Here is a 17797-nt window from a genome sequence, read left to right as displayed (position 1 = left end):
CGGGCAGTCGACGGTCGGGTATGGCAACCGACACGGTCGACCGTCGGACCGCGCACCTGCGCGGCGTGACGGTGACGACACTGGCGGCCCTCGCGGGGATCGCGGCCGCCGTGGTGTCGTCACAGCTCGCGACGGGCGCGACCGACCGGACCGCGCTGTTCGTGCTCGTCGGGTTCACGTTCGCCCAGTTCGCCGTCCTGCAGGGCATCGACACCGCCGGCATCCTCCAGCTCGATGTCGACGACTTCGGCGCGAAGGACGTGCTCTACGTCGTCTTCATGACGTTCGCGTTCTGGTTCGTCAGCTGGGGCGTCCTCCTCACGTCGGGGGCGTCGCTGTAATGGCCGAGGACAGTATCGCGGTCGTGGACCTGGACCGGTGCCAGCCCGACCGCTGCAACTACGAGTGCGCCAACTACTGCCCGCCCAACCGCACCGGGAAGGAGTGTATCGTCACGCGCGAGGAGCGCCACGACGACGAGCCACACGAGGGCGGGGCCGACCAGATCTCCATCTCCGAGGAGATCTGCCTGGGCGAGTCCTGTGGCATCTGTGTGAACAAGTGCCCGTTCGACGCCATCGAGATCATCAACCTCCCCGGGGAGCTGGAGGAGTCACCCGCCCACCGCTACGGCGAGAACGCGTTCGGGCTGTACGGCCTGCCCGCGCCCCAGGAGGGTCGCGTGACCGGCGTGCTGGGCCCGAACGGCATCGGGAAGTCCACCGCCGTGCGGATCCTCGCGGGTGAGATCACCCCGAACCTCGGCCGCTACGAGGACGAACCGACGTGGGAGGCCGTGCTCGACGAGTACCGCGGGACCGCCCTGCAGGACTACCTCGAGGACCTGCGGGACGGGAAGCTCGACGTCGCACGGAAGCCACAGTACGTCGACCGCATCCCCGACCAGTTCGACGGGAAGACCGCGGACCTCCTGAACGGTGTCGACGAGCGCGACGCCGTCGACGAGGTGACCGAGCGACTCGGCATCGCGGGCGTCGTCGATCAGGACATCGACACGCTGTCGGGTGGCGAACTCCAGCGTGTCGCGCTCGCGGCGGCGCTCGTCCGCGACGCGGACTTCTACTTCATCGACGAGATCACGCCGTATCTGGACATCGGGCAGCGCGTCACCGCAGCGCGCCTCATCCGCGAACTCGCCGAGGCGGAGGACCGCTCGATGATGGTCATCGAGCACGACCTGGCCATCCTCGATCTCGTCGCGGACACGGTCCACGTCACCTACGGCGAGCCGGGCGCGTTCGGTGTCGTGACGACGCCGAAATCGACGCGCAACGGCATCAACGAGTACCTGGACGGCTACCTGGAGGCGGAGAACATGCGCATCCGGGAGTCGCCCATCCGATTCGAGGAGCACGCGCCGCGGCAGAGCGCCCGCGGCGACGTCCTCATCGAGTATCCCGAGCTCACCAAGTCCTACGGCGAGGGCGAGTTCACGCTCGAGGTCGAGGCCGGCGAGATCCGGAACAACGAGGTGCTGGGCATCGTCGGCCCGAACGGCATCGGGAAGTCGACGTTCGCGGAACTGCTGACCGGTCGGCTGGAGCCGACGGAGGGCGAGGTCGACACCCGACTGGACATCGCGTACAAGCCCCAGTACATCGAGATCGACCAGCCGATGCGTGTCGACTCGTTCCTCGCCTCCATCACGGACGACTTCGGCTCCTCGTACTGGAACACGGAGATCGCGGGGCCGCTGCAACTGGAGCGCATCATGGAGCAGCAGCTCACCGACCTCTCGGGCGGGGAGCGCCAGCGCGTCGCCATCGCGGCCTGCCTCTCGAAGGACGCCGACCTCTACCTGCTGGACGAGCCCTCGGCGTTCCTCGACGTCGAACAGCGGGTGCAGGCGACCAGCGCCATCCGCCGCTACACGGAGAACCACGACGCGACGGCAATGGTCATCGACCACGACATCTACATGATCGACCTGCTGGCCGACCGCCTGCAGGTGTTCCAGGGCGAGCCCGCCGAGCACGGGCGGGCGGGCGAGCCGGTCGGGATGCGCGAGGGGATGAACCAGTTCCTCGCGAACCTGGACGTGACGTTCCGCCGCGACCAGAACACCGGCCGCCCGCGCATCAACAAGCCCGGCTCGCAGCTCGACCGCAAGCAGAAGAAGCAGGGGGAGTACTACTACGCGCCCGAGGCCGAGGACGAGCTGGACGAGGAGTAGACACCCGCACACCTCCTGCCGGCGATACCCGACGTTCAGAGAGCCGCGGCGCCGACGTACAGCACGAGGACCAGGAAGATCCAGACGGCGTCGACGAAGTGCCAGTAGAGCGAGACGGTCCGGATGCCGGCGTCGCGCTCGGGCCCGTACGCTCCCCGGAGCGCACGCACGAACACGGTGGCCAGCATCACCACGCCAGCGGCCACGTGCAGGCCGTGCAGGCCGGTCAGGCCGTAGAAGGCGCTCCCGAAGGCGCCGCTGGCGAGCGTGAACCCCTCCTCCGCGACGAACTCGTAGTACTCCAGCGCCTGTCCGCCGACGAAGATCGCCCCGAGCGCGGTCGTCAGGCCCAGCAGGCCGAGGAAGCGCCGGCGGTTCCCCCCGTGGAGCGCCTCGTGGCCGTAGTGGAGGGTGACGCTGCTCACGAGGAGGAGTACCGTGTTGATGGCGACGAGCGACCCCAGCAGGGGCGGCAGCTCCGCCGGCGGCCACGCGCCGGCCCGGATGAAGGCGTAGTAGATGAAGCCGCCGAGGAACGTCGCCACGTCGGAGACCAGGAAGAGGACCGTGGTCCCCCAGTAGAGCGAGCGGCGGTCGACCGGGCCCGCGTTGCCCGCCCCGCCCGGGTCCGTCCCGGTACCGAAGGCCTCGCGGACCCAGCCGGCGATGCCGACGACGAAGCCGAGCGCGCCGACGGCCGCCAGCCCGGCCGCCAGCGGGAGCGGGACGAGGTCGAGTCCGACGAAGACGAGGCCGATGCCGGCGTACAGCGCCGCCGCCGCGAACGCCGTGAGGGTCGGCCAGCGGCTGTTGTGCTCGTGCCCGTCGTCGGCGTGGGTGCCGTCGCCGTCGCCGGTCGGTCCGCCGGCGGTGTCACCGTGCGTCCCGGCCCGTTCGGTCGAGCCCATACCGGCCGGGTGTCACGCCCGGGCCATAAACGGTCGTGTCACGGGGCGCTCGAATCCGGTGACCGCGCGGGCGTGGCGTCGTTCGGTTCCAGCGGCGGTGGTGCGACGGTTGAAGTCGCCGGCGCTGAACGCTGTGTCAGGAGCGGTAGCCAGCCGCCGGAGCCGAACGCATGACCGAGGACGAGCCAGGGTCCGGGGACGGACCCACGGACGGGCGGACCGCACGGGCACCCGCCGGCGCGGGCGGACCGGATGCCGACGGGAAACACCGGGGGCGGGGGGACGCAGCGGCGGCAGCAGCGGCAGCGACGGGTCGAGACGGGCGACTCCTGCCCGACGGCGGCCGCCCGGGACCGGACCGGCGGACGCTGCTGACGCTGGTCGGGGCCGGGTTGACCGGGGCGGCGCTGGCACGAGGTGACGACGTGCTCGACGCCGCGAACGCCGTGACGGGTGCGTTCGGCGGCCGGACACCGCCGGAGGGCGAGACCGGCCACGCCGACGGGGCGGCGCTCGCGCTGGTCCCGCCGAAGCGGGCGACCCACCGGGCGGTCCGCAGCGGCGCGTGGGACGACCCCGGCACCTGGGACGGCGGCGTCCCGGACGACGGTGCCCGGGTCCACGTCCCCGGCGACGCCGCCGTGACGGTCCGGAGCCGCGACCCCGCGCGGCTGGACTGGGTCCGCGTCGACGGCCTGCTCGAGTTCGACCCCCGGGTCGACACGGGCCTCCGGGTCGAGGACCTCGTGACGACCCCCGGGAGCGTCCTCCGGATCGGCCACGAGGACACCCCCGTGGGCCCGGAGACGACCGCCGAGGTGACCTTCCTCGACAGCGGGCCGCTCGACCGCGACCGGGACCCCGAACTCGTGGGGCGGGGCCTCGTCGCGATGGGGAGCGTCGACGTCCACGGTGCCGAGACGACGACGTGGGCCGAGCTCGCGGCCCACCCCGAGCGGGGCGACCGGACGCTCGAACTCCCGGAGCCGCCGACGAACTGGAGCCGGGGCGACCGCCTCGTCGTGCCCGGGATGGCACCCCCCACCGACACCGGTGACGACGCACCCGACGACGCCTGGAACGAGGACGAGGCCGTCGGCGTCGAGCGCGTCGAGGGGACGACCGTCCACCTGGACCGCGCGCTGACGAACAACCACGTCCCGCCCGCAGACGATCTCCCGAGCTACGTGGTGAAGCTGAACCGCCCCGTCCGCTTCCGCTCGGAGTCGACCGAGACGACCCGCCGGGGGCACGTGATGCTGATGGCCCCCGCGACGACGGTGCGGTACGCCGAGTTCCGCGACTGCGGCCGCACCGACAAGTCGTTCGCGTTCACGAACCCGATGCACGGCGACCCGCCCGAGGACCCGCCGCACCCGAACCCGCGGGCCCGGTATGCCTTCCACTACCATCGGACGGGCATCGAGGCCGAGCCACACGAGGCGACGGGCCTCTCGGTTCGGGGCTCGCCCGGCTGGGGCGTCGTCAACCACCACGCCCACGCCGTCGTCACGGAGAGCGTCACGCACGACGTGTTCGGCGCGGGCTTCGTGAGCGAGGCGGGCAACGAGCGCGGTGCCTTCCGCCGGAACTTCGCGCTCCGTTCCGAGGGGAGCGGCGACTTCCTCGACAGCCGCGCGTTCAAGGAGGACGGCAAGCCCGGCAAGGTGGACGACTTCGGCCACGGCGGTCACGGCTTCTGGCTCCAGGGTCCCGCCGTCGCCGTCGAGGGGAACGTCGCGGCCGGCCACCGCTACCACGCGTTCGTCTTCTGGAACCGGCCGCTCATCGACCGCGAACTCGGGCCGGGCGAGGGGATCGACGACCGCCGCGGCACGGTCGCGAACTTCCCCGTCGCGCATGTCGAGGGCCAGCCCGAACTGCTCGAGTCGGACCACGTCGACGAGGGGCAGGTCTCCTCGGCGTACGTCTCGCTGCGCTCGGTGACCGACAACGTCGCCTTCGCCTCCGCGGGGGGACTGGACGTCTCCCGGCACCAGTTCGGCTTCGCCCACACCCGGACCCGCGCCTGGAGCGTCGTCGACGGGTTCACCGCGTTCGACATCGGCACGTTCACCACCCACTGGGGGAAGACCGTCGACCCCGACCGGGGCAACGCCCGCGGCGCCAACGCCGGCGTCACGGTTCGGTACTCCAACAACCTCCGGCTCCGGAACCTGCGGCTGGTGAGCGGCCGCGGCCCCGACGGCGTCGGCTTCAACCGCAACACCCCCTACCCGTTCCACGTCGCCATCGAGGACAGCGACGTCGAGGGCTTCGACGACGGCGTCCGCGCGATGGTCCGCGGCGTCACCCGCGTCACGGGTACGCGGCTGGCGAACCGCCGGAACCTCGTGGTCGCGGACGAACACGGCCACCCCACCCGCCGGGTGCAGGTCCGGGACTGCACGTTCGAGCGCGGTGCCGGCGGCAACTGCGTCCTCGCGCTGGACGAGCTGGAGAACCTCGACCCGGGCGGGCTGTTCGGCGACGGTGGCCCGATCAAGCTCGACGACCGGGTGGCGTTCTTCGCCGAGCAGGCACCCGGCCACGTCCCCGTCCCGGACCGGAAGGCGCTGGAGACACTGGGCGGGAAGAGCGAACTCGCGGAGTGGACCGGCGGCTCGGCCGACGACGTGGTCGGGCTGACGAACCGGCAGCTCGCCGACCGGTACGACCTCGCGGTGAAGGGCCGCGTCGCGCCCTCTTGGGCCGGGTCCGACGACCGCGTGACGGGCTTGCTCGAATCGGGGACACACGCGAGCGAGCACGAGGCGTGGCTCGAAGCCGAGGACGGCGGGATCGAGCGACCGTGGGAGGTCGAGGAGGACGCCTCGGCGTCCGGTGGCGCGTACATCACCACGAGCGGCGTCGACTCGAAGGACGAGCCGCCGAGCGAGGGCCACGCCACCTACCGGTTCCGCGTCGCGAGCGGCGAGTACCACGTCCGCGGTCGGGTGCAGGCGCCCGACGGGAACGCCGACTCGTTCTGGGTGCGCGTCGACGGGGGCGAGTGGCACCGCTGGGACGGGATGCGCACGCGAGGCGGCTGGGAGTGGGAGTCGGTGCCCGGGGAGGAGGGCCCCCGGACGTTCGCACTCCCGGGCGGCGAGCACACACTGACGGTGGCGTTCCGCGAGGACGACACGAAGCTCGACCGCCTCGTCGTCACCGACGACACGACCGAGCCGATGCTGGCGGGCGAGCGGGCACGGCAGTCCTAGGAGCGGCCTACGCCCCGTCGTCCGGCTCGTCGCCGGCCGACCCACCCTCGTCGCCGTCCCCCTCCCCGTCCAGCGGCACCACCTTCTTGCCCGTCTCCATCGGGACGACCTCGCGGTCGGCGTCCGCCCACTCGCGGTCGAGTTCGCGGCCCTCGAACAGCCGGTCGAGGAACACCGCCAGCCCCGCGACCTCGGAGTGGGGCTGGTTCGTGACGCCGACGTTGTAGTCCGCGCGGTCGTACACCTCGAACGGGACCTTCTCCGCGCCGAGCACCACGAGGACGGGCCCCTCCCGGTGGTCGGCGCGCACGTCGGTCTCCACGTCCTGGACGGGAAGCCCGTACATCGTGAGGTGGACCACGACCCCGGGCCAGTCACGGAGGACGGGCCGCCAGTCCTCGCGGACCTCGACCTCGAAGGGACCGCCGAAGCGGCCCGTGATATCGCGGATGGTGTCGGCGGGGCCGGTCGCCTCGTCGGGAAGGACGACGCGGTCGGCCCCCAGCGCCCGCGCGGTGAGGCCGACGTGGGTGGTCATCCGGTCGTCACGGCCCGGGCGGTGGCCGAGTCGGAGGACCGCCACCTCCGGTTCACCTTGCATGGCTCGCCGTGGTGGGTGCGCGAGGGTAGACCTGTCGCTCTGGCGCCGAGAACCAGGGTGTGACTTTACGTGAACACCCGTTCAATCCCCGCGAGTCGAATGTCCTCCACCCACGCCATCGAGACGACCGACCTCACGAAGCGATACGGGTCGGTGACCGCCCTGGAGTCGCTGTCGCTCTCGGTTCCCGAGGGGACGGTGTACGGCTTCCTCGGCCCGAACGGGGCCGGGAAGACGACCACGATGCGCCTGCTGACGACGCTCTCCGAGCCGACCAGCGGGACGGCCACCGTCGCCGGGGCCGACGTAACGGACCGCGACGCCGTCGCCGCGCGCATCGGTTATCTCCCCGAGGAGCCGCCGCTGTACGACGAGCTGACCGGGCGCGAGCAGCTGACCTACGTGGCCGGACTCCGGGACCTCCCCGATGACCGGGTCCGCGACCGGGTGGCCGAGCTGACCGACCTGCTCGACCTCGACGCGCTCGACCGGCGGATCGAGGGCTACTCCAGCGGGATGCGACGGAAGCTGGGGTTCATCCAGGCGGTCCTCCACGAGCCGCCCGTCCTGTTCCTCGACGAGCCGACGAACGGGCTGGACCCGCGGGCCGCCCGGGCGCTCCGGAACACGCTCGACCGGCTCGCCGACGGCGGGACCACGGTGTTCCTTTCGACACACGTCCTCCCCGTGGTCGACGAGCACGCCGACACGGTGGGCGTGCTCGCGGACGGGCGGCTCGTCGCGGAGGGCCCGCCGTCCGAGCTGAAGCGCCGTGCCGAGGGCGACGGGACCGGCGACCGGACCCTCGAGGAGGTGTTCCTCGAGGTGACCGCTGAGGACCCCGCCGCGGGCGAGGGCGCCGGCGGGGCGACGGACCGGGCGACGACTGCAGAGGCCGAGGGCCGCACGGATGGCTGAGTCGGGCTGGTTCGGCCACGCGCTCCGGGTCGGGCTCGTGGAGTGGCGTCGCTCCGTACGGGCGACGCGCGCCGATGGGGCCCGGCTTGCCATCTACGGCTTCGGGGCGCTGTTCGGGCTGCTGGCGCTCTCGCTTGGCGTCTACCTCCTCGTGTCCGTGGTCGAGGACTTCTCCGGGCTGGGGGTGGGCGACGGCGCCAGGGGGAACCTGGCGCTGTTCTGGCTGTTCCTGACGTTCATCGTCGGCCAGCGGGCGATCTCGCTGTACGACCGCGTCGACGCCGAGGCGCTCGTGTTGACCACCGTCTCCGCGCGGACCGCGGCGGTCGGGCTGGTCGTCGCCGAGACGCTCCGGGCGCTGACACTGGTCGCCGTCCCGGTGCTCGTGCTGACGGGCGCGTTCGTGTACGCGACGGGCGCGCTCGTCCCGCTGGTCGCGGTCCCGTTCGCCATCACCTGCTTCCTCGCGACGGCGGTCGCCGTGGGCGTGACGCTGGGGTGGACCGCGGCGCTGATCATCGCGCAGGTCCCGTTCGTCGCACGCCACAAGACCGTGCTGGGCGGGGTCCTCGTCGTCGGCTTCTTCGGCGGTTACATGGCCTTCCAGCTGAGCTCCATCGGCATCCCGGTCGACGTGGCCGTCCTCGCCGCCCTCCCGCCGGGGTGGGTGGCGGACCTGCTCGTCGCGGGGTCGCCCGTGGGCTGGTCGTTCGCGCGGGCCGCGGCGGTCGCGGTCGGCGGCCCACTCGCCGTCGCCGGCCTCGGCGCCGTCGCCACGCGGGTCGCGACGGCGTACTGGTACACGGACCCCGTGGACCCGACGGACGATGGGGAGACGGGGGCCGCCGCCGGGGACGTGCCGGCCGCCGGGAACGCGGACCCGACCGCAGGAGGCGTGGAAGCCGCTGCCGGGAGCGACGCCGTGGCGTCGTCGGGGGCCCGCGACGCGCTCGCGGCGGCCATCGCCCCGCTGTCGGTCCCCGCCGTCGGTTCCCGGCCGGCCCGGCGGGTGGCCCAGCTGGCGCTGGTCCGGACCCGTCGCCAACCGGCGCGGCTCTCCTTCCTGCTGGCCCCACTGTTCATCGTCGGGTCGACGCTGCTGAGCTACGCGGGCGCGAGCGGCGGCGTCGGGCTCGGCCTCGCGCCGGTCGTGCTCGCGCTCGCGCTGGCGTGGCTGTCGGGCGCGGCGTTCGGCCTCAACCCGCTGGGCGACGAGGCGCCGGTGCTGCCCGCGACACTGCTCTCGACGGTCGGCGGCCGCCGGTTCGTCCGGGGGCTGTGCCTGCCCGGCCTGCTCGTGGGCGTCCCGCTGGCGACGCTGGTGACGGCCGCCGGCGTCGTCGCCGCGGGCCACGACCCGCTGGACGCGGTCGGCCTGGTCGCGCTCGCGGCCGGCCTCTCGCTCGCGGCGGTCGGCCTCGCGCCGGGCGTCGGGACGCGGTTCCCCCGGCTCGACGCGGTCACCGTGGGCCGCTCCCGCGAGGTCATCCCTCCGGCGCTGTCGGCGGTCATCGTCTACTCGCTCGGCATCGGTCTCGCGGGTGGGGTCGCGGCCCTCTCGCTGCTCGCGCCCGACGTCGCGCGGGCACTGTTCGCCGCGCTCGTCTCGGCGCTGCCGTCGTTCGTGCTCTCGCTCCTCGCAGAGCGTGGCCTCCCGACGGCCGGGCTGGCCCGGGCCGCCGCGGACCTCGCCGGGCCGATCCTCGGCATCCCGCTCCGGACCGTCCGGGGGGTCGGCTACGCCGGGCCGCTCGCGCTGGTCGCGCTGGCGGGCTACCGCGGCTACCGGAACGCCGCCGGCCGGTTCGACCGCTTCCGGGTGGACTGAGCCGACGACCGGGGCGCCCCGCGACCTCAGAACAGGGTCCGTGCGAGCCAGTAGGCGATCGTCATGGGCAGCGTCACCGCCAGGAGGACGAACGTGACGGTCGCCGGTGTCGGGACGCCCGTCGTCGCGGCGTAGACGTACAGCGCCGCGACGGCGAGGACGCCGGCCACGACGGCGACGAACTCGGGGTCGCGCGGGTCCGCCGGGAACCGGTCGGCCATGGGCGAGTGCGTGGGGCCCCCGCACTTGACTCTCCCGACACCTCCGAATCCCACACCCCCCGACTCCAGACCCCATAACCCCCGACGCCCCGAACCCGCACAGACAAGCGCACTCGACCCGAAACGGTGGCATGGACCACCTCTCCGCGGGGCACGTCCCCGTCTACGAGACGCCAGAGGAACAGCGCGCCGTCTGGGCGCGCTGTGCCGGGCGAGACCAGCCCGTCGTCGCCGTCCGGGACGCCAGCCGGGGCTGGATCATCCGCTACGACCTGCAGCACCTCGATCGCGAACTCTCGGACGCGACCCTCCAGCGGCTCCGGGACCGCGTGCTGGACTACCGCCGCATCGAGCGCCGCGCGGATGCTCACTCGCAGACCGAGCGGGTCGGCGGCGACGTCGGACCGGTGTCGGGCGAGGTCCACCAGCCGACCGAGCGCGAGGCCCGGGCGCTGGCCTCGCACCTCTCGGAACTCGTCTTCGACGAGGCAAACTGGACGTAGCTCCCGGCCGCGGCCACCCTATGCCTCGCCTCCGCCGAGCAGCGCGAGCGTCGTTTCCAGCTCCGCGACGGACCCCGCACGCGCCCCGGTGATGCCGTCGAGGTGGATGGCCGCCCAGCCGGCGTCGCGGGCGCCCTGCACGTCCGGCTCGAAGTCGTCGCCGATCATCACGTGCCGGTCGGCGGGGAGGCGCTCGGCGGCTTCCTCGAAGATGGCGGCGTCGGGCTTGTGCGCGCCGGCACCGTAGGAGGTGACGACGCTCTCGAAACGGTCGGTGAGCCCGTGTGTGTCGAGTTTCCCGGTCTGCCACTCCGGCAGCCCGTTGGTGAGGACGCCGAGTCGGCAGTCCGCGGCGTCGAGCCGGTCGAGCAACGCGGGGACGCCCTCGGAGACGCGGGTGCCGGCGTACTCCGCCCGCGAGAGCGTCGCCACCATCTCGTCGACGTCCGGCTCCCCGACGGGGTAGCCGGCCTCGTGGGCCGCCTCGACGACGGCCCGCATCGCCCCCCGGACCGGCGCCGGCTCCATCGCCGCGAACCGCTCGTAGAACGCCTCGTCGTAGGCCTCGACCAGCTCGTCCGGCGCCCGCCCGAGGTGGGTGTCCAGCACCTCCGCCACGAAGGTCCCGTACGGGCGGGTGAACTGGAGGAGCGTCCCATCGAGGTCGAAGTGGACGGCGGTCGTCACTGGCGGAACGGTCGCTCCGGCCGGGTTTGTGTGTTGTGGCGAGTGGAGCCGGCTGAACGGACCGTCAGCGGCCGGGGTCGCCCCACGTGACGCACGGTCGCGTCCGGCGTCGGCCCCGCGTGCGACCGAAAGCGCCAACCCGCGCGCCCGGCACTCGACGGTATGCTCTCGGTCGCGCTGGCGGGCAAGCCCAACGCGGGCAAGTCCACGTTCTACACGGCGGCGACGCTCGCGGACGTCGACGTCGGCAACTACCCGTTCACCACCATCGACCCCAATCGCGGCGTCACGCAGGTCCGGACGCGCTGTCCGTGCCTCGACCGCGAGGAGCGCTGTGGCGACGAACACTGCCACGATGGGAAACGCTACGTTCCGGTGGAGTTGCTCGACGTCGCAGGACTGGTGCCGGGCGCCCACGAGGGCCGTGGCCTGGGCAACCAGTTCCTCGACGCGCTCACGGGCGCCGACGTCATCCTCAACGTCGTCGACGCCTCCGGCGGGACGAACGCCGAGGGCGAGCCCGTGGAGGTCGGCGAGTACGACCCCGTCGAGGACGTGGAGTTCATCCAGGAGGAGCTGGACCTGTGGCTGGCGAGCATCATCGAGAAGAACTGGGAGTCCATCGAGCGCAAGTCCCGCTCCCCGGACTTCGACCAGGAGGAGGCCCTGACGGAGATGCTGACGGGCGTCGGCGCCACGGAGTACGACGTGATGATGGTCCTGCGGAACATGGAGTACCCGGACGACCCCATCTCCTGGGAGGACGAAGACCGCGAGCGCCTCGCGCGGGGGCTGCGGGCCCAGACGAAGCCACTCGTCGTCGTCGCGAACAAGGCCGACATCGCGCCCGACGACAACATCGCGCGCCTCCAGGAGGCCGCCGAGCACGTGATTCCGGCGACCGCCGAGGGCGAACTCGCGCTCCGCCGCGCGGTCGAGAAGGGCGCCGTCGACTACGACCCCGGCGACGAGGACTTCGACATCGTCGCGGACCTGAGCGACGCACAGCAGCAGGGCCTGGAGCAGATCCGCGGCGTGATGGAGGAGTTCGGTGGCACGGGCGTCCAGACGGCGCTGAACTACGCCGTCTACGACCTGCTCGACCACTTCACCGCGTATCCGGTCCAGAACGAGACCCACTGGACCGACGGCCAGGGGAACGTCCTGCCCGACGCGTTCCTCCTGCCCGACGGCTCGACCCCGAAGGACCTCGCGTACGCGGTCCACTCCGATATCGGGGATGGGTACCTGCACGCCATCGACGCCCGCGAGAACCGCCGCATCGGCGAGGACCACGAACTGGCGGAGGGGGACGTGGTGAAGATCGTCTCGACGGCGAACTAGACCCGGTTTGGGTTGGTTTTCGAGGAGACTCGGACTGAGGTGTGTACGACGGAAGCGAGACTGCTACTGAAGCCCTCACCCGCTCCGGGGGCCGGGTTCCGGAAGACGGTCCGGGCATGCGGCTCGCTTCGCTCGCCGTTCCGGGCTGCGACTTCCGTCGTTCGGCCTGCGGCCTCACACTCGCTGCGCGCTTCCCTCCGCTCGCTGCGCTCGCTCCGGTCCAGTGCTTGCGTCGTCCGGGCCCCGCGGAGCGGGTTCGCCCTTCAGACTTTCCGCCGAGGGAGCAAGCTCCCTCAAGCCCTCGCTCACTTCGTTCACGAGGACGCCAGGACCGCCGCTGGTCAGTCAGGCACGTTGGCCTCTCACCTCCCCAACCGCTTGCGCTCCTCGCTTCGCTGCGGTGCTCAGCCCTCGCGCGTGCTCGGCGGCTGGCCACCGGCACAGCCGCCAGCGCACGCCCGTCGGACTGACAGGGCTGGCACGTAGCTGTCGAGCGGCTGGGTCGGCAGGCTGGTTCCGGGATTAGGAAGCGCCCGCTCGCCTCCGCCGGTAAGACGCCCGAGCCCCTTGCGGGCGAGGGGTCGAACCACTCCGGCGAGCGGGCGGGGAGGTGTGGGGGCACCCTGCTCGCCTGGAACCACTACGTGCGCACGCTCGGCCGGTCAGTCGGACCCTGGCGGACTCGAAGGGCGAGCGCGCTCAGGTTCCCCCGACGACGCAAGCACCGCAGGGTGAGCGACCGGAGGGAGCGAACCCGAGGAGCGCAGCGAGTCGCGGGGACCTGAGCGCGCGAGGGCTTCGTAGGAGTCTCACCCACGCGAAGGGATTGTATCGGTGAGAGTACACCATAAGTGGACAAATTCTGATATTATATGGTAAATGAAGGAATATTGGGCCAGATATCAGAATAAAAGTATTGAAAACCCATCGTCAGAGAATCAATTCCCTTTCCGCTCCAGTTCACGCAGGTAGCGGTCCCCCAGCACCACCTCCGTCCCTGCCAGCCCGACCGAGCAGAACACCGTGAGCGCGTCGGGATCCCGGCCGACCCCGTCCACCACGAGGTCACCCAGTTCGACGACGCGCTCGTCCCACTCGCGGACGACGAACCCGCCCGCGTCCTCGTACGCCTCGACCTGCGGGAGCGAGTCCGTCGCCACCACGTCGGCCCGGTCGAACACCTCGACGGGGAGTTCGTGGCCGTCGGCCCACTTCGGCCCGAGCGTGTGGACGTGCGCGCCGGCGTCGAGCCAGTCGGCCTCCAGCACCGGCTCCTCGCTGTCGGTCGCGACGTACACCACGTCCGCGCCCCGGACGACGGGCTCGGGGTCGTCGTGGGCCGTCACGGCCCCGTCTGGCAGGTCGAGTTTCCCGGGCATCCGTTCGGCGAACGTCTCCCGATGCTCGGCGGTCGGCGAGAACACGCGCACCACGTCGATGTCCCGGACCGCACAGACGGCCCGTGCGCCCTGGCGTGCCTGCGGACCCGTGCCCAGGACCGCGAGCGTGCGGGCGTCCGCGGGGGCGAGGGCCTCCGCGGCGACGCCGTTGATTCCCGCCGTCCGGAACAGGCCGACGCGGTGGCCGACGAAACAGCCGTCGAAGGTCCCGGACTCGGCGTTCCAGACGGCGACGAGGCCCTCGTGGCCGGGGCCCCGGCCGAGCGTCTCGTACGCGCGAAAGCCCATCGTCCCGACGCCCATCGCCGCGCCCGCGGTGATGACGAGCGAGCCGTCCGGCACGTCCAGTGACCACCGCGGCGGCGCGTACAGCGAGCCGTGGGCCCGCTCGCGGCAGGCGAGCCGCATCGTCTTCACCACGTCGGGCATCGAGAGGACGCCCCGGATGGTCTCGTCGTCGAGGACGCGAGCCATCAGGCACCCCCGTCGCCGTCCGGCGAGAGCCGCCGCATCGACACCTCGCGCTCGCGCGTCGGGACCATCGCCTCGACCTCCAGCTCGAACGCCGCCCCGTCGACGAGGAGGTCCGCGACGCCGACCATCGTCGTCCCCGGCAGCGCGGGCGGCTCGAAGAACTCTCGCTCGACGGCCTCGATGGCCTCCCGCGTGGCCTCGTCCGCGTGCTCCTCCCGCAGGAAGAACCGGAGGTAGGTCACGTCGGCCATCTCGCCGCCGCACTCCCGTTCGAGCAGCGTCTCGACGTACGCGAGGAGGTGGCGGGTCTGCTCGGCGGGTGTCCCCTCGGGCCAGGTCATCCCCGAGAGTCGGACGCGGTCGTGGTCCGGGTGGTGCGTGACGACGCCGTTCGCCACGGTCGGCTCGTCGGCGTCACCGCGCACGATGGTGGTTCGGCGCATGCCCTGGCGTGCGCGGGCCGCGGGGAAAGGATGTCGGGACGGTGCCGGCGGGGGGCGGCGGGAGGGGGCCGAAGGGCGGCGAGAACGGGAGGCCCTCTCGCCGGGCGGCGCCCCCGGCCACCACTCACTCGCGGATGCGCTCCTCGAGCGCCACCAGCCGCCGGTAGCCGGGCGGCGTGAGGATGCCGACGACCCCCAGCGCGATGGCGAAGACGCCGAGCGGGAACTGGAGCGGCGCCGTCTCGAAGCAGGGGTGTTCGGCGACGATGGTCGCGTAGTACGTCCGGCCGTCGGCGTCGACGAGCGTTCCGTTCTCGAACGCGGGGCGGTTCCGGAACTCACCCCGGACGTGGGCCTCGCCGAGGGGGTCGTCCAGCGCCCGCCGGACCGCCCGCCGCTCGGCCGGCGCGAGTTCCTCGACCGTGAACCGCCGGAGCCCGTCGGGCGGCTCACCCGCGAACTGTTCCTCGACCGGGTCGACCGAGATGGAGGGGTCGCCGCAGTCCGCGATATCCTCCTGGATGAGCCCGTACGCGCCCGGGACCGCGGCGCCGATGCCGACCGCGACGAGGAGGACGCCGAGGAACGGCGCGCCGTAGGTGAACAGCGTTGCGCCGACCGTGTCGTCGCTCACGTCGGGCGGGTCGGTCGGCGGAGGGTCGCTCGCGGGGCGGCCCTCGTCGTCAGGCCGGCCATCGCCGCCCGCGCTGTCGCTCATCCGTCCACCCCCTCGGCGTCCCGCCGGCGGAGGTACTGGAAGGTGACGGTCAGCCCGAGGCCGTAGGCCCAGTGCGCGACCAGCACGAAGCCGACGTACCCGAGCAGTTCGAGCCCCGACTGCCCGGTGTAGAAGGCGATGATGAACCCGGTCGAGATGATGGTCGCGAAGGTCAGCCCGGTCTCGAACAGCAGCCGGCCGGGGAGGTACTCCTGGAACGTGAGGAACAGCAGCGGCCACGTGACGGTGCCGCCGACGAGGAAGAGGACCGCGCCCAGCAGCGGGCTCGCCGGGAGCCCGACGAGCGTCGCCAGCTCGCCGAACGACGCCGGGTCCAGCACCCCGATGACGGCCGCGGTCCCGAGGCCGCCCGTCATCAGGAGGGTCCCGACCAGCCCGCCGAGGACCCCGAGCGCGGCGTTGCGCGAGACCGTCCGGCCGACGCTGCCGACCGCGCCACCCAGCAGCGACGTGGGCTCGGCCTCCGGGGCGTAGGAGCGCCGCGTCGTCTCGGGCTCGGCCGGCTCCATGTCGTACTGGGCGACCAGCCGGTCCTCGAACCACTGCCACTCGCGGGTGAACTGGTTCGTCGCCTTCAGCTCCCACGGGTCCGTCGTCCGGACGGGCTGGCCCCGCCAGTAGGACGCGACCATGTTGTAGAGCCACAGCAGGACCGCGAGGCCGATGACGTACGCGCCGACGGTGGCGAGCTGCTGGGCGAACTGGAACTCCGGCGGGTAGATGGCCTGCCGGCGCGGGAGCCCGAGCCCGCCGACGACGAGCAGCGTCGTGAACGTCACCGTCGAGCCGAAGACGAGGAGGACCGACTGGAACTGCGCCAGCCGGCGATCGTACCACCGGCCCGTGATGAGCGGGTACCAGTAGTAGCCCGCCGCCATCATCAGGAACGGGACGATGCCGACGAGGATGAGGTGGAAGTGGCCGACGACGTAGTAGGTGCCGTGATACAGGATGTCGACGGGGATGACGGCGAGGAAGACACCGGTGACGCCGCCGACGATGAACGTCGCGATGGAGCCCGCCGAGAGGATAAAGGGCGCCGAGAGCCGGATGTCGCCGTCCCACATCGTCGTGAGCCAGTTGAACACCTTGATTGCGCTCGGGACGGCGATGGCGATGGAGATGGCCATGAAGCTCGCGCGGACCCGCGGGTCGATGCCCGTCGTGAACATATGGTGGGCCCAGACGGAGAACGACAGCACCCCGAGCCCGAGCGTGGAGTAGACGATGAAGCGGTAGCCGAACAGCTTCCGCCCGACGAACTTCGGGAGGATGGTGCTCAGCAGCCCCGTCGCGGGGAGGAACAGGATGTACACCTCCGGGTGGCCCCAGAACCAGAACAGGTGCTGCCACAGCAGCGGCCCGCCGCCGTCAGCCGTGAAGAAGGCCGTCCCGAGGTTCCGGTCCAGCAGGAGCATCACGAGCGCCGCGCCCAGCAGCGGGAAGGCGAACAGCGCGAGCGCGCTGGTGACGAGCATATTCCACGAGAAGATATCCAGGTTGCCCCAGTGGACCCCCTCACCGCGCTCGTAGACGACGGTCGCGATGAAGTTGATGGCGCCGATGGTCGTGGCGATGCCGCTGAGATGCAGCCCCAGCAGGAGCAGGTCGAGTTGCGGGTTCGTGCTTCGCACGGAGAGGGGCGCGTACAGCGTCCAGCCGACGCTCACCTCCCGGAGGGTGAAGAAGAAGGCCGCGTCGACCCAGGGCGCGAGCCGGCTCAGGAGCTGGCCGGCGACCTGGACGAACAGCCCACCGCGCACGAGCAGCAGCGACGGTGGCAGCAGCCAGAAGCCGATGGCGTTCAGCCGCGGGAACGCCATGTCGTCGGCGCCGATGAGCAGCGGCAGGACGTAGTTACCGATGCCGAAGAAGACGGGGACGACGAAGAAGATGAGCATCGTCAGCCCGTGGGTCGTGAACAGCGCGTTGTACGTCTCCGGCGTCCAGATGTCCGCGGGCGGCGTGAGCAGCTCCGTGCGGAGCATCATCGCGTCGACGCCGCCCCACAGCGCCGCGACGGTGCCGAAGTAGATGTACAGCAGGCCGATGTCGCGGTGGTCGGTCGTCGTGAGGTAGTGGAGGAGGCGCTCGCGGAGCCGTCCGAGTTCCAGCACCAGCCCCTCGCGGGTGGGGTAGCCGCCGTCGCTCTCGATGGTCCCGCGGCGCGAGCGGACCCAGAGCGTCAGCACCGCCAGCCCGAGCACCGCAAGCGCGCCGACCTCGACGAACGCCCGGTTCATGGCCGCACCTCCGCGGGCCTGGAGGGCGAGTCGGTCATCGTCCGGGGATGGCGCGGCCTCGCACATAAAT

15 protein-coding genes are annotated in these 17797 nt (G+C 72.0%); 7 read left to right on the top strand and 8 right to left on the bottom strand.

Features of this window, described 5'->3' with window-relative positions; all coding sequences use genetic code 11:
• Window positions 1-20: 20 nt before the first annotated feature.
• Both P2T62_RS03290 and P2T62_RS03285 read left to right on the top strand, forming a co-directional pair.
• Window positions 21-341 carry an EMC6-like membrane protein gene (locus tag P2T62_RS03290; protein ID WP_276260065.1) on the top strand — a complete coding sequence of 107 codons (321 nt, stop codon included), beginning with the start codon at window positions 21-23 and terminating at the stop codon, window positions 339-341.
• A complete protein-coding gene (locus P2T62_RS03285) occupies window positions 341-2194 on the top strand; it encodes a ribosome biogenesis/translation initiation ATPase RLI (RefSeq protein ID WP_276260064.1) in 1854 nt (617 codons plus the stop codon). The genes P2T62_RS03290 and P2T62_RS03285 overlap by 1 nt, the downstream gene beginning before the upstream one ends.
• Before the next feature lie 35 nt (window positions 2195-2229).
• Here P2T62_RS03285 and P2T62_RS03280 read toward each other — a convergent pair whose 3' ends face one another.
• Window positions 2230-3102 (bottom strand): cytochrome c oxidase subunit 3, encoded by an 873-nt coding sequence (locus P2T62_RS03280; protein ID WP_276260063.1) that lies wholly within the window; start codon window positions 3100-3102, stop codon window positions 2230-2232.
• A 170-nt stretch (window positions 3103-3272) separates the two neighbouring features.
• Here P2T62_RS03280 and P2T62_RS03275 point away from each other — a divergent pair, with 170 nt between their 5' ends.
• Window positions 3273-6326, top strand: a complete 3054-nt coding sequence (locus P2T62_RS03275) for a G8 domain-containing protein (RefSeq protein WP_276260062.1) — start codon at window positions 3273-3275, stop codon at window positions 6324-6326.
• 7 nt (window positions 6327-6333) lie between these two features.
• Here P2T62_RS03275 and P2T62_RS03270 read toward each other — a convergent pair whose 3' ends face one another.
• On the bottom strand, window positions 6334-6927 hold the full coding sequence (locus P2T62_RS03270) for a tRNA (cytidine(56)-2'-O)-methyltransferase (RefSeq protein ID WP_276260061.1): 594 nt from the start codon (window positions 6925-6927) through the stop codon (window positions 6334-6336).
• Between the two features lie 99 nt (window positions 6928-7026).
• Between P2T62_RS03270 and P2T62_RS03265 the strand changes: the two genes are divergently transcribed.
• Both P2T62_RS03265 and P2T62_RS03260 read left to right on the top strand, forming a co-directional pair.
• Window positions 7027-7845 (top strand): ABC transporter ATP-binding protein, encoded by an 819-nt coding sequence (locus P2T62_RS03265; RefSeq protein ID WP_276260060.1) that lies wholly within the window; start codon window positions 7027-7029, stop codon window positions 7843-7845.
• Window positions 7838-9673: a hypothetical protein gene (locus tag P2T62_RS03260; protein WP_276260059.1), complete on the top strand. Its 1836-nt coding sequence runs from the start codon at window positions 7838-7840 to the stop codon at window positions 9671-9673. Before P2T62_RS03265 ends, P2T62_RS03260 begins: the two co-directional genes overlap by 8 nt.
• Window positions 9674-9699: 26 nt before the next feature.
• Here P2T62_RS03260 and P2T62_RS03255 read toward each other — a convergent pair whose 3' ends face one another.
• The gene (locus tag P2T62_RS03255) at window positions 9700-9894 is read right to left on the bottom strand and encodes a hypothetical protein (RefSeq protein WP_276260058.1); all 195 of its coding nucleotides are present in this window, start codon (window positions 9892-9894) and stop codon (window positions 9700-9702) included.
• 131 nt (window positions 9895-10025) lie between these two features.
• Between P2T62_RS03255 and P2T62_RS03250 the strand changes: the two genes are divergently transcribed.
• Window positions 10026-10397 carry a hypothetical protein gene (locus P2T62_RS03250; protein WP_276260057.1) on the top strand — a complete coding sequence of 124 codons (372 nt, stop codon included), beginning with the start codon at window positions 10026-10028 and terminating at the stop codon, window positions 10395-10397.
• Between the two features lie 18 nt (window positions 10398-10415).
• Here the strand turns inward: P2T62_RS03250 and P2T62_RS03245 are convergent, their stop codons facing one another.
• Window positions 10416-11084 carry an HAD family hydrolase gene (locus P2T62_RS03245; RefSeq protein WP_276260056.1) on the bottom strand — a complete coding sequence of 223 codons (669 nt, stop codon included), beginning with the start codon at window positions 11082-11084 and terminating at the stop codon, window positions 10416-10418.
• 162 nt (window positions 11085-11246) lie between these two features.
• Here P2T62_RS03245 and P2T62_RS03240 point away from each other — a divergent pair, with 162 nt between their 5' ends.
• A complete protein-coding gene (locus P2T62_RS03240; RefSeq protein ID WP_276260055.1) occupies window positions 11247-12428 on the top strand; it encodes a redox-regulated ATPase YchF in 1182 nt (393 codons plus the stop codon).
• Between the two features lie 938 nt (window positions 12429-13366).
• On the opposite strand, the gene P2T62_RS03235 is transcribed toward P2T62_RS03240, so the two are convergent.
• The 4 genes from P2T62_RS03235 to P2T62_RS03220 all read right to left on the bottom strand — a co-directional run bounded on the left by P2T62_RS03235 (window position 13367) and on the right by P2T62_RS03220 (window position 17727).
• Window positions 13367-14302: a hypothetical protein gene (locus P2T62_RS03235; protein WP_276260054.1), complete on the bottom strand. Its 936-nt coding sequence runs from the start codon at window positions 14300-14302 to the stop codon at window positions 13367-13369.
• Window positions 14302-14745, bottom strand: coding sequence for a RidA family protein (locus P2T62_RS03230; RefSeq protein ID WP_276260053.1), 444 nt, complete (start codon window positions 14743-14745; stop codon window positions 14302-14304). The genes P2T62_RS03235 and P2T62_RS03230 overlap by 1 nt, the downstream gene beginning before the upstream one ends.
• 124 nt (window positions 14746-14869) lie before the next feature.
• Entirely contained in the window at window positions 14870-15463 is a 594-nt protein-coding gene (locus tag P2T62_RS03225) for a DUF7979 domain-containing protein (RefSeq protein ID WP_276260052.1), read from the bottom strand.
• The gene (locus P2T62_RS03220; protein ID WP_276260051.1) at window positions 15460-17727 is read right to left on the bottom strand and encodes a DUF6789 family protein; all 2268 of its coding nucleotides are present in this window, start codon (window positions 17725-17727) and stop codon (window positions 15460-15462) included. The genes P2T62_RS03225 and P2T62_RS03220 overlap by 4 nt, the downstream gene beginning before the upstream one ends.
• Window positions 17728-17797 lie beyond the last annotated feature (70 nt).

Source organism: Haloglomus litoreum (genome assembly GCF_029338515.1).
Classification (GTDB): Archaea; Halobacteriota; Halobacteria; order Halobacteriales; family Haloarculaceae; genus Haloglomus; species Haloglomus litoreum.
This window is presented reverse-complemented; position numbering and strand designations above follow the sequence as displayed.